This is a genomic window from Neorhizobium alkalisoli (genome assembly GCF_007829835.1).
Classification (GTDB): Bacteria; Pseudomonadota; Alphaproteobacteria; order Rhizobiales; family Rhizobiaceae; genus Neorhizobium.
In genome coordinates, this window is record NZ_VIWP01000002.1 from 461310 (window position 1) to 473282 (window position 11973).

General features: G+C 60.9%; 14 protein-coding genes. 13 read left to right on the forward strand and 1 reads right to left on the reverse strand.

Translation table 11 applies throughout. From position 1 onward, the window contains the following. The first annotated feature begins 107 nt into the window (after positions 1-107). The 8 genes from FHW37_RS08005 to FHW37_RS08045 all read left to right on the forward strand — a co-directional run bounded on the left by FHW37_RS08005 (position 108) and on the right by FHW37_RS08045 (position 6306). Positions 108-980, forward strand: coding sequence for a hypothetical protein (locus tag FHW37_RS08005; protein ID WP_145634741.1), 873 nt, complete (start codon positions 108-110; stop codon positions 978-980). A 311-nt stretch (positions 981-1291) separates the two neighbouring features. Next, a complete protein-coding gene (gene rpsF / locus FHW37_RS08015; RefSeq protein ID WP_145634744.1) occupies positions 1292-1759 on the forward strand; it encodes a 30S ribosomal protein S6 in 468 nt (155 codons plus the stop codon). 24 nt (positions 1760-1783) lie between these two features. Beyond that, positions 1784-2032 (forward strand): 30S ribosomal protein S18, encoded by a 249-nt coding sequence (rpsR, locus tag FHW37_RS08020; protein ID WP_105373679.1) that lies wholly within the window; start codon positions 1784-1786, stop codon positions 2030-2032. A gap of 160 nt (positions 2033-2192) precedes the next feature. Then, positions 2193-3224 (forward strand): DUF2232 domain-containing protein, encoded by a 1032-nt coding sequence (locus tag FHW37_RS08025; RefSeq protein ID WP_145634746.1) that lies wholly within the window; start codon positions 2193-2195, stop codon positions 3222-3224. Positions 3225-3245: 21 nt separating this feature from the next. Next, entirely contained in the window at positions 3246-3821 is a 576-nt protein-coding gene (gene rplI, locus FHW37_RS08030; protein ID WP_145634748.1) for a 50S ribosomal protein L9, read from the forward strand. A 283-nt stretch (positions 3822-4104) separates the two neighbouring features. Next, on the forward strand, positions 4105-5607 hold the full coding sequence (locus FHW37_RS08035; RefSeq protein WP_145634751.1) for a replicative DNA helicase: 1503 nt from the start codon (positions 4105-4107) through the stop codon (positions 5605-5607). A 49-nt stretch (positions 5608-5656) separates the two neighbouring features. Further along, entirely contained in the window at positions 5657-5947 is a 291-nt protein-coding gene (locus tag FHW37_RS08040; RefSeq protein WP_145634754.1) for a toxin-antitoxin system TumE family protein, read from the forward strand. Next, a complete protein-coding gene (locus tag FHW37_RS08045; protein WP_145634757.1) occupies positions 5944-6306 on the forward strand; it encodes a transcriptional regulator in 363 nt (120 codons plus the stop codon). The genes FHW37_RS08040 and FHW37_RS08045 overlap by 4 nt, the downstream gene beginning before the upstream one ends. Before the next feature lie 204 nt (positions 6307-6510). Here the strand turns inward: FHW37_RS08045 and FHW37_RS08050 are convergent, their stop codons facing one another. Next, a complete protein-coding gene (locus tag FHW37_RS08050; protein ID WP_145634760.1) occupies positions 6511-7737 on the reverse strand; it encodes an alpha-D-ribose 1-methylphosphonate 5-triphosphate diphosphatase in 1227 nt (408 codons plus the stop codon). A gap of 249 nt (positions 7738-7986) precedes the next feature. Between FHW37_RS08050 and alr the strand changes: the two genes are divergently transcribed. The 5 genes from alr (at position 7987) to FHW37_RS08075 (ending at position 11926) form a co-directional block, all read left to right on the forward strand. After that, entirely contained in the window at positions 7987-9174 is a 1188-nt protein-coding gene (gene alr / locus FHW37_RS08055) for an alanine racemase (protein ID WP_145634763.1), read from the forward strand. A gap of 77 nt (positions 9175-9251) precedes the next feature. Next, positions 9252-9566 carry a type II toxin-antitoxin system ParD family antitoxin gene (locus FHW37_RS08060; protein ID WP_145634766.1) on the forward strand — a complete coding sequence of 105 codons (315 nt, stop codon included), beginning with the start codon at positions 9252-9254 and terminating at the stop codon, positions 9564-9566. Further along, positions 9559-9828 (forward strand): type II toxin-antitoxin system RelE/ParE family toxin, encoded by a 270-nt coding sequence (locus tag FHW37_RS08065; RefSeq protein ID WP_246690702.1) that lies wholly within the window; start codon positions 9559-9561, stop codon positions 9826-9828. Before FHW37_RS08060 ends, FHW37_RS08065 begins: the two co-directional genes overlap by 8 nt. 8 nt (positions 9829-9836) lie before the next feature. Further along, positions 9837-11237, forward strand: coding sequence for a DNA repair protein RadA (gene radA / locus FHW37_RS08070; RefSeq protein WP_145634773.1), 1401 nt, complete (start codon positions 9837-9839; stop codon positions 11235-11237). Between the two features lie 101 nt (positions 11238-11338). After that, a complete protein-coding gene (locus FHW37_RS08075) occupies positions 11339-11926 on the forward strand; it encodes a CvpA family protein (protein WP_145634776.1) in 588 nt (195 codons plus the stop codon). Positions 11927-11973: the final 47 nt, after the last annotated feature.

The window sequence follows — 11973 nt, forward strand, 5'->3', positions numbered from 1 at the left end:
ATGCATTCGCTGCCATAAAATCGCATGACATTTTTATCCCGTGATTGTCGCCGGACCGCGAAGCCGTTTCGCCGCGTCCTTCCGCGTCCGGCTGGAGGAGGTCTGCCATGGCATTTCTGTACAAGATCACCCGCGACGGCCGGGACTTCTTTGCCGCTCCCGACACTCTGCCGCCCTTCTTCGTCGGCAGGCGCGTGCCCTACAAGGACAATATCGGGCTCTACAACATCTTCGGCGGCAGCAAACTGGAAAAGCTGGACTTCAAGGCCGCCGATTTCACAGGGCAATTCGGCTTCTGGGCAGAATTCATCGAGCCGACGGCGCTCTGCGAGGGACGCAACTTCCTGACACTGAATACCTATGACCGCGCGGCCTTCACTTTCGGCTTCGGCCAGTTCGCAGCGCATGTGCCGGACGGGGATTTCGTTGAATACCTGCGCTCGCTGCTCTCCCTACCGGATGCCGGCGATTATTTTCCGCATCTCGTTCTGTCCGGCGGCCATATCTGCAGCATCAATGGTGCCGGCCAGAAAGTGCCACTCGAAGACAGCAACTCCACCAATGGCTTGATGAAATACCTCAACCCCACGCTGGACGAGGTAGAAGATGCCGAGGTGATTGCGGCCGCAAGACTTATCCATTTCACCTCCCAGTCGAAAGATGCGCGCGCCGTGCAGGTCGACCAGATGGTCAAGACTTTCAAATCCTTCATGAAACGTGCCGAACAGCGGATACCGCTCGATGGACGGCCAGCCGAGCAATGCTGCCTCATTGCCGACGTGCTGCATCAGGGGCGCGGCGGCAAGATGACATGGCCGCTGATTGCCGAGGCTATGGCAAGCGCCCATCCTTTCGACGAACTTCTGGCGATCGGCTCGTCGGAATGGGACGGGAGACGAAAGACGCTGAAAAAGGCGCTTGCCGCCAATGCGAACTTTCAGGCAAAGCACTGGAACAGCGCCAGGCATGATTTCGCCTGACCTGCGTTCGATCCGGCAGGCACCTGCGAATACCTTCCTCAGGTAATTCCCCCTGCCCCTTGCCTTTCCCGCAAAAATCCGTATAAGCCGCCCTGTTCGAAACACCCGGTCTTCTGGCTGGTGGCTGTACGGAGGGCAGGTTCTGATAAGGAACCGCAGGACACATAAGTGGTCCGGCCTCCCGTGTCTCCGCTCTCGACCGTCTCGAAACAACAACTTTTCTTGCCGGCCAAAAGCCAACAGGAGCAGTCGTTGAGGCTTAGCCGCCGAAACCGGGTGACAAAACAACCGCAAGAAAAGGCAAAGCTTACATGGCTCTTTACGAACACGTATTCCTTGCCCGGCAGGATATGTCCGCTCAGCAGGTTGATGCCCTCGTCGAACAGTACAAGGGTGTCATCGAAGCTAACGGCGGCAAGGTCGGGCGCATTGAAAACTGGGGCCTCAAGTCCCTCACCTACCGCATCAAGAAGAACCGCAAGGCTCACTATGCGCTCATGGACATCGAAGCACCGGCAGCTGCCGTGCATGAGATGGAGCGTCAGATGCGCATCAACGAAGACGTTCTTCGTTACATGACCATCGCTGTCGAGAAGCACGAAGAAGGTGCGTCTGCCATGATGCAGAAGCGCGACCGTGACGACCGTCCGCGCCGCGAAGGCGACGACCGCGGCCCGCGCCGTGACTTCGGCGATCGTGGCCCGCGCCGCGAATTCGGCGACCGTCCCCCGCGTGAAGGCGGCTTCGAGCGCGCACCGCGCCCGGCTCGCGACGCTTAATCGGATAGAAGGAGATAAAGACCAATGGCTGACGTATCCTCTTCCCCGGCTCGCCGTCCGTTCCACCGCCGCCGCAAGACCTGCCCCTTCTCGGGTGCAAACGCTCCGCGGATCGACTACAAGGACGTTCGTCTCCTGCAGCGCTACATTTCCGAGCGCGGCAAGATCGTTCCTTCGCGTATCACGGCCGTTTCCCAGAAGAAGCAGCGCGAACTGGCCCAGGCCATCAAGCGCGCCCGCTTCCTCGGCCTGCTGCCTTACGTCCTGGCGTAATTGACTTTCGACCCGCCGGTCTCTGATCGGCGGGTCTTCTCCCTTCCGCGTTGGGCGCGGATCGGAAACTGAACCAAACCCCATGTTGGGGATGAAGCGTCTGACAAACAGATTCAGACTTCCTCCCCTAACTGCTTGAACCGGCAGGACAGCGAGACCCGTGACGAACAAGATTCAGACAGTGCTGCCGACCGGCATTATCGCCGGTATCGTTGCCACCCTGCTCGTGCTGGGTGCGAGCGCACAGTCGTCGCTTGCTTCCGTCCTTTATGCTGCTTCCGCACTTCCCATTCTGATCGCCGGTCTCGGCTGGGGCAATCGTGCCGCCATTATCGGCGTGCTGACCGCCGCCATTCTCGGCGCTGCCCTCGTCTCGCCGCTGTTTGCGCTGGCCATGGCGATCTTCACGCTGATCCCGGCCGGCTGGCTTTCGCATCTCGCCAATCTGGCGCGGCCGGCTTCCGAACTCGGCGGCCCTGACCACCTGATGGCCTGGTACCCGATCTCCGACATTCTCCTGCATCTCTGCGGTCTCGTGACGATCGCCGTCATCATCCTCGGGATTGCGATCGGTTACGGCCCGGAACTGACCGGTCAGATGGTCGATGCGATGAATTCCGCGCTGCAGGTGCAGGAACCGGATTTTGCCGTCCAGGCCGATGCGCTTGCGCAGACCAAAAGCATGCTGGTGCTGATGCTGCCGATGTTCCAGGGCGGCATCTGGGTCATGCTGCTGTTTGCGGCTTTCTACATTGCTGTGCGCATCGTCTCGCGCTCCGGCCGGGCGTTGCGTCCGCGCGAAGACATGCCGTCGGCGCTGCGCATGAACCGCCATGCGATCTTCATCTTTCTGGGTGGCGTGATCCTCACCTTCATCGGCGGCGTGCCGGCGATGATCGGTGCCACGATCTGCGGCACGTTTGGCGCCGGCTTCCTGATGGCCGGTTTCGCCTCGCTGCATTTCCGCACGCTTGGCAAGGACTGGCGCCTGCCGGCCCTCATCCTCTGCTATCTGTCGACCATGCTGGTCCTGCCGGCACTCGCCGTCGTGGTTCTCGGCCTCTCCGATACCCGCCGCACGATCGCGCTGACGCCGGTCAAGGGTACGGGCGGTGCAGCCGGCCCGAAGACAGACAAGACATCCGGTCGGGACGACAAAGACCCCGATCAATCCAACAATGACAGCAATTGAAAACTTGAAAGGAAACGAGAAATGCAAGTCATTCTGCTTGAACGTGTAGCCAAGCTTGGCCAGATGGGCGAAGTCGTCAAGGTTCGCGACGGTTTCGCACGTAACTTCCTGCTGCCGCAGGGCAAGGCACTGCGCGCCAACGACGCCAACAAGAAGCGCTTCGAAGCCGAGCGTGCAACGCTCGAAGCCCGTAACCTGGAGCGCAAGAGCGAGGCCCAGACCGTTGCCGAAGCCCTGAACGAAAAGAGCTTCGTCATGGTCCGTTCGGCTGGCGAAACCGGCCAGCTCTACGGTTCGGTTGCTGCCCGCGACATCGTCGAGGCGCTCGCTGCCGAAGGCTTCAACATCGGCCGCAACCAGGTCGACCTCAACGTTCCGATCAAGTCGATCGGCCTGCACAAGGTCACCCTGCACCTGCATTCGGAAGTCGAGATCGAAATCGAAATCAACGTTGCCCGTTCGGCTGAAGAAGCCGAGCGTCAGGCCAAGGGCGAAAGCCTCACCTCGGCCGACGCCATCTACGGCGTTGACGAAGACGCCCTGCGTCCGGAAGACTTCTTCGATCCGGAAGCCGACCGCGACGGCGACGACGAATAAGCCTCTTTACAGAGACCTTATCCACAGGACGCCCGGGTCTCGCACCCGGGCGTTTTTTTGTCTCTTTCATACGGTAAAATGCGAGTCGTTCCGGCCTCCCGCATGCGTGCACAGTCAACCGGTTTCGTCGCTTCATTGCGTTTTTTGTTTCTTGAAAATGACGGATGCTGTGGAAAGCTGTGGGAATCTCCGCTGCTGCAAAAGCACGGTTTATCGGCCCTGCGCTTGTCTCTAGAACCGACCGCTTGAATGGCTTTGGGAATGGATTGGACGGATCAGAAAAATGAATGAAGCCGCGCGCAACGTGACATCGCTTTCGAACAAGGCCGCCGAACCGCATTACCGCGAGGCGCCGAACAATATCGAGGCGGAACAGGCCCTGCTCGGCGCGATCCTCGTCAACAACGATGCCTATTACCGCGTTTCCGACTTCCTGAAGCCGACCCACCTGTTCGAGCCGCTGCATCGCAAGATTTTCGAGGTCGCCGGCGATATCATCCGCATGGGCAAGACCGCCAATCCGGTGACGATCAAGAATTTCGTGCCGGCCGACGAAAAGGTCGGCGACATGACGGTGGCGCAATATCTCGCCCGTCTCGCCGCCGAAGCCGTGTCGATCATCAACGCGGAAGATTATGGCCGGGCGATCTACGACCTGGCCTTGCGCCGTGCGCTGATCACCATCGGCGAGGATGTCGTCAATATCGCTTACGACGCGCCGCTTGACATGCCGCCGCAGAGCCAGATCGAAGATACCGAACGCCGCCTGTTCGAGCTTGCCGAAAACGGCCGCTACGACGGCGGCTTCCAGTCGTTCAACGACGCCGTGGCGCTCGCCATCGACATGGCGGGGCAGGCTTACGAGCGCGACGGTCACCTTTCTGGCATTTCGACCGGTATCATGTCGCTCGATGGCAAGATGGGCGGGTTGCAGCGCTCCGACTTGATCGTGCTTGCAGGACGCCCCGGCATGGGCAAGACCTCGCTTGCCACCAATATCGCCTATAATATTGCCGCGGCTTATGAGCCCGACTACCTGCCGGATGGCACGCCGAAGGCCAAGAACGGCGGCGTCGTCGGCTTCTATTCGCTGGAAATGTCGTCCGAACAGCTGGCCACGCGTATCATTTCCGAGCAGACGGAAGTTTCTTCGTCAAAGATCCGCCGCGGTGACATTACCGAGGCCGATTTCGAAAAGCTGGTCGCATGCTCCCAGATGATGCAGAAGGTTCCGCTCTTCATCGACCAGACCGGTGGTATTTCTATCGCCCAGCTTTCCGCCCGCGCCCGCCGTCTCAAGCGCCAGCGCGGCCTCGACTGCCTGGTGGTCGACTATATCCAGCTGATGACCGGTTCCGGCAAATCCGGCGAGAACCGCGTTCAGGAAATTACCCAGATCACCACGGGCCTGAAGGCGCTCGGCAAGGAGCTGAACGTTCCGATCATCGCCCTCTCCCAGCTGTCGCGCGGCGTCGAAAGCCGCGAAGACAAGCGTCCACAGCTCTCCGACCTTCGTGAATCCGGTTCGATCGAACAGGACGCCGACGTCGTGCTCTTCGTGTTCCGTGAGGAATATTACGTCAAGAACATGGAGCCTCGCGATCTCGCCGATCCAAAATACCCGGAATGGGAAGCGCATATGGACCGCGTCAAGGGCACGGCCGACGTGATCATCGCCAAGCAGCGCCACGGACCGACCGGCACCGTCAAGCTCGCCTTCCAGTCGGAATTCACCCGCTTCGCGGATCTGGCCGAGCCGAGCTTTACGCAATACGAAGAACCTTGATCGCTACGCCGATTTGACAGACGGCCTTCATGTTGGCACTCTCGCCAACATGAAGGCCGAACTGCTTTACCGGTCGAAAAACGTTCTGTCGGACGGCGCCATTGTCGAGATGGTGATCTGGAAAGTGCCAAGGCGCGTTGAGGGCAGCCAGCACTTCCATAAGTACAGCCTGTTCTACGGGTATGCAGGCAGTAGAATCGTCGCCTACGACAACGAACGTGGCAAGGGTGATCATCGGCATCTGGACGGCAACGAAGAGCCTTACGAATTCTCGACCGTCGAGGCGCTTATTTCCGACTTTCTTCGCGACGTGCATGTCAGGAGGCAAGGATCGAGATGACCACGGCAACGATCAGAATTCAGCGTTCCGACGACGACGCGTTGAAGCACGCGGCGGATGGTTTTGTGGTCGCCTGGAAATCCGGACAGGCACAGGAACACGTCTTCAGCTTTTCATCCCCCGAGCAGTTGTTCACCGTGCTCAGCCCCAAGCGCTGGAAGCTGATTGAGACCCTGCAGAAGCTCGGACCTTCGACCTACCGGGCGCTGGCGACCGCCCTCTCCCGTGATGTGAAGAGAGTTCACGAAGATACGGCAGTGCTGATCGAATGGGGACTCGTTGAAATCAACGAGGACGGCCGCATTCACGTTCCTTACGATGTCATCAAGGCCGACTTCGATCTGCGCAGCGTCGCCTAACCTTGAAGTTTCACGCATGAGGACGCTGACAAGCCCCTCACCCTAACCCTCTCCCCGCATGCGGGGAGAGGGGACGCGCCCAGCACGACGTCTGAGGGAGGCGGTGACCGTACAGCTATTCCCTTCTCCCCGTCAGAACGGGGAGAAGGTGCCGACAGGCGGATGAGGGGCGAGGCGCGCCGAATTTACATGTCTGTTTCCGACTTAATTGCCCGCAGCGATCGCCCGATAGGCTTCGCGGCCGCCTGAAAAAGTGCGGCGGACGGCGGGGGCGGCGCCTTCCGGCCAGTCGATCAGAACCAGATCGGCTCGTTTGCCGATCTCGATGGTGCCGCGGTCGTCGAGGCCGAGCGCACGGGCCGGGTTGGCGGAGACGAGCGGCCAGAGCTCGTGCAGGGCGCCGACGCCATCGGCCTTGAGGCGCGCGAGGCCGAGCAGCATGGCGGGATAGTAATAATCCGACGCCAGAATATCACAGAGTCCTTCGCGGATCATGTCGGCGGCGCCGATCGAAGCGAGATGGCTGCCGCCGCGAGTGGCGTTCGGGGCGCCGAAGATGATGAAATCGCCGGCCTCGCGGGCGGCGCGGGCGACACGCATGTTCATCGGGAACTCGCTGATGCGGGCGCCGCGGCCGCGGTAGAAATCGCGGGATTCGACCTGGCTGTCGTCATGGGAGAGCATCGGCGCGCCTGCTTCGCGGCCGAGTCTTGCCACTTCCTCGATCGCGGCCGGCACGTCAGGACGGCGCTCCCACATGGCGCGGACCATGGCGACCATGTCGACCACCGGCATTTTCGCCCGCTTGGCGCGGTCGGCCATCTTGTCGGCGAATGCCGGAGTTGCCGGATCCATGGCCGGATAGGCTGGGTCTAGATCGAAGGGACGTTCCTGCAGCGAGACGGACGGGTCGAGCAGCAGCATGGACGTATGATCGTTGAAGGCGATCGAAGGGCGCTTCGGGCCGGCGAGCGCCTCGCGGATCAGATCGATCGCCTCGAAGCAAAAGGTTTCCCAGCGCAGCTGGACGCGGTTGTCGACCATCAGGCGCGGTGCCAGCGTGTTCAGCGCCTCGACGACGGCGCGGCCGTTCTCGACCGAGCGCAGGCCCGGTTCCCAGCTCAAGGTGAGCGCATGATAGGCGGTGGCGATGCCGTTTGCGGCGAGCTGGCGGTCGGTTTCCAGAAGCGAGGCAGCGATCGGGAACATCGTGCCGGGACGCGGCATGATCTGACGCTCGAAGGCGTCGCCATGGATATCGACGAAGGCAGGGGCAAGCAGATGATCGCGGCCATCGATGATCTCGGCACCATCGCGGGCACCATCGATCGCAGTGATCTTGCCATTTTCGAAACGCACGGCAGCGCGCTCCAGACGATCACCAAAAACAACGGTCGCACCGTCGATCACCACTGCCGGATTGTTCTGCATCGATTTCATTCCATTCGAGAAAGAGGCTTTGCCGCGCAGTCGAATCCCAAGCTCAAGGCGATTCTGCGCGCGAGCGCGCTCTGTAGCTGCGCGATATAACAGATTTGAGAAGGCCGCTGTGCATCGATGCAATAGGCCGGAGGCGCGCGCAAAACCTGTGCAACGATCCGGAATCTTGGGGTGCTGTCTTTTTACCGCCGCGGAAACGGATAAGTATCGGCACACCCTATCTGTCGGCGAGGCCATTCTATGAGCGAGTTTGAAGTGAGCGATATCGACGTGGATTTCGAAGACGAGATCATCGACGAATTCGATATCGCGCCGGCAAGGCTCACGATCGATCTCGGTGCCCTCGCAGACAACTGGCGGGAGATGGCAAAACGTTCCGGCAAGGCGCGGACAGCCGCCGTGGTCAAGGCCGACGCCTATGGCCTCGGCCTCGAGGATTGCGGCGTGGCGTTTTACGAAGCCGGCGCCCGCGATTTCTTCGTCGCCGTGGTGCAGGAAGGCATGACGCTGAGGAATTACGCGCCGGATGCCCGCATCTACGTGCTGTCCGGTATCTGGCCGGGACAGGAAAAACTTTTCTTCGAAAACGACCTCGTGCCGGTTCTCGTCTCGGAAGAGCAGCTGGCTTTCTGGATGTCGGTGACGGCGGAGTTCGGCGAACACCCTTGCGCGCTGCATATTGATACCGGCTTCAACCGTCTCGGCATTCCGCTGGAAGATGCGATCGCCTTTGCCGACGACGTGTCGCGGCCGGCGAGCTTTTCACCGGTTCTCGTCCTGTCGCATCTGCATAGCGGCGACACGCCCTCCTCCGAGCTCAATCGCCGGCAGCTGGAGTCTTTCCAGCGGGTTGCAGCCGCTTTCGAAGGTGTTCCCGCAAGTCTCGCCGCCTCGTCCGGGACCTTTCTCGGGGCCGAGTATCATTTCGACCTCACTCGCCCCGGCATTGCCGTTTATGGCGGCGAAGCGGTCGGTGGCGTGAAAAATCCGATGCGGCCGGTCGCCAAGGCCGAGGCGCGCATCATCCAGATCCGCGATGCCAGGAAGGGCGAGACGGTAAGTTATGGTGGCACCACGACGCTTTCCCGCGACAGCCGGCTGGCGATCGTCTCGGCCGGTTATGCGGATGGCTATCTGCGTTCCCTCTCCGGCTCCGGCGTGCCCTTGCGCGGCGCGGTGCCGGAAGGCGCTTTCGGCTTTATCGCCGGCCACCGCGTGCCGGTCGTCGGCCGTGTGACCATGGATCTGACGATTTTCGACGTGACCGATGTGCCTGCGTCAAAAATCCAGGCCGGCGACTATGTCGAACTGTTCGGCCCCAACATGCCGCTCGACGAGGTTGCCCGCGCCGGCGGCACGATCGGCTACGAACTGCTCACCAGCCTCGGCCTGCGCTATGAGCGGCGGTATATCTATCCGGACGACTGATCCCGCCGTCTCGCCTTTTCGTATCCCTCTTGGAAGCCTGAAATCTTCGTGCTAAAAGAGAACAAAAGGAGATCGAAATGGCCGAGATCCATCTCAGCGACGAAGACAAAGCGTTCATCAACGAACAGGTGAAGGCTGGCATCTACAAGGATGCCGACGCGGTCGTGGCTGCCGGATTGCGTCTGCTCGGCAGCGACGAAGGCAAGGTGGAAGAGCTTCGCCACCTTATCCAGCAGGGCATTGACGATGTCGATGCAGGACGGGTGTTGCGTTTCGAAAGCGCCGAGGAGATGACGGCACATATTTTGAAGATGGCGGAGGAACGGAAGAATGAAGCCGCGTCGTCTCAAGATATCGCTCGAGGCGCTGAACGATCTTCGCGGCATGTATGAATATATCGCCGAATTCGATCCGACTGCCGGCAAGCGCTTTCTTGATGATATCAACGGCAAGATCGCATGGATGGCGAAGCTCGGCATTACCGGCAGCCCACGCACCTTTATCCCCGGCCTGAGAGCCTTTCCCTATCGAAAACGCACCATCTACTTCTTCGTCGATGAGGAAGAAATGACGGTGCTGCGTGTGCTGCACATGCGGCAGAAAGCTTCGCCGGACTATTTTCTTCCGCTGTACCAATCACCAGAAAAAGACTGACCTCCCCCATGGCAAAACCCAAAACCCAATTCGTGTGCCAGAACTGCGGCACGGTGCATAACCGCTGGGCCGGCAAGTGTGATGGCTGCGGCGAGTGGAATACGATTGTCGAGGAAGATCCGATGGGCGGCATCGGGTCGGGTCCCGGCAAGGTGCCGAAAAAGGGGCGTGCCGTGGCGCTGACGACGCTGTCGGGCGAGACTGAGGAAGCGCCGCGCATCCATACCGGGATTTCCGAACTGGATCGGGCGACGGGTGGCGGGTTTGTGCGCGGTTCGGCCGTGCTGATCGGCGGCGATCCAGGCATCGGCAAATCGACGCTGCTGATGCAGGCCGCAGCTGCCCTCTCCCGCCGCGGTCACCGGATCATCTATGTCTCGGGCGAAGAAGCCGTTGCCCAGGTCCGTCTGCGCGCCCAGCGGCTGGATGCCGCCAATACCGAAGTGCTGCTCGCGGCCGAGACGAATGTCGAAGACATTCTGGCGACGATTTCCGAGGGCAAGCGGCCGGATCTCGTCATCATCGATTCCATCCAGACGCTGTGGAGCGATACGGCGGATTCGGCGCCAGGCACCGTGACGCAGGTCAGGACAGGCGTGCAGGCGATGATCCGCTTTGCCAAGCAGACCGGGGCTGCGATGGTTCTCGTTGGCCATGTTACCAAGGAAGGCCAGATTGCAGGCCCCCGCGTCGTCGAGCATATGGTCGATGCCGTCCTCTATTTCGAAGGCGACCGCGGCCACCATTATCGCATCCTGCGCACGGTCAAGAACCGTTTTGGGCCGACAGACGAGATCGGCGTGTTCGAAATGTCGGATCGTGGACTTCGCGAAGTCACCAATCCCTCCGAACTGTTTCTGGGCGAGCGTAATGCCAAGGCACCGGGTGCCGCGGTCTTTGCCGGCATGGAAGGCACCCGGCCGGTTCTGGTCGAGGTGCAGGCGCTAGTGGCGCCGACCTCGCTCGGCACGCCGCGCCGCGCCGTCGTCGGCTGGGATTCATCGAGGCTTGCGATGATCCTTGCGGTGCTGGAAGCGCATTGCGGGGTCAGGCTTGGCCAGCACGACGTCTATCTCAACGTTGCCGGCGGTTACCGGATTTCCGAACCGGCGGCTGATATTGCCATTGCCTCGGCGCTCGTCTCGTCGCTTGCCGGGCTGGCGCTGCCGGCGGACCATGTCTATTTCGGCGAAATCAGCCTGTCTGGCGCCGTGCGCCCCGTGTCACAGACGGCGCAGCGGCTGAAGGAGGCGGAAAAGCTCGGTTTTGCCGGCGCCATGCTGCCGGCGAGTTCTGCCGAACTGCCGAAGGGCGGCAGCCGCTGGATCGAGATCGAGGATCTGCCCGATCTCGTCTCGCGCATTGCCGGTTCCGCCAAGAAGCTGGGGAAACCCGTTGAAGATGATTGATCTTCCGTTAACAGCGCGGCTGATGTATGAGACTGCGCCGGGTGAGAGATTGCCCGGCGAAAATGCCGGCATAAAACGGCAGGTCCTGGAGTAGAGTCTTTATGCCCATCACGATCTTCGACGGTATTGTCATTGGCGTCACCCTGTTCTCCGCCGTGCTCGCCATGGTCCGCGGCTTTTCCCGCGAAGTCCTGTCGATCGCAAGCTGGGCCGGATCGATCGCCGCCGCCTATTATCTGTACCCGATGGTCGTGCCCTACGCGGAAAAATACACGTCCGATCACCGGATCGCGATTGCCGCCTCTGCCGGCATCATCTTCCTGGTGGCGCTGATCGTCATTTCCTTCATCACCTCGCGGGTTGCCGATTTCATCATCGACAGCCGCATCGGCGCGTTGGACCGCACGCTCGGCTTCCTGTTCGGCGCTGCCCGCGGCATTTTGCTGCTGGTCGTCGCTGTCGCATTCTGGAACTGGCTGGTGGCCGAAAACGCCCAGCCGGCCTGGGTCACCCACGCCAAATCGAAGCCTTTCCTCGATACGCTGGTCGCGCGCCTCGAAGCCGTGCTGCCGGCCGATATCGACCCGCAGATCCGCGCCCGTATCCTTGGCCATGGCGAAGCGCCGGCAGAGGGCACGACCGGCACGGATCAGGCTCCGGCCGAGGACGCACCTGCAACAAATAATTGACGCTGTGTTGCGCTTGATGCAGCGCACATCGTCACTATCTGTGATAA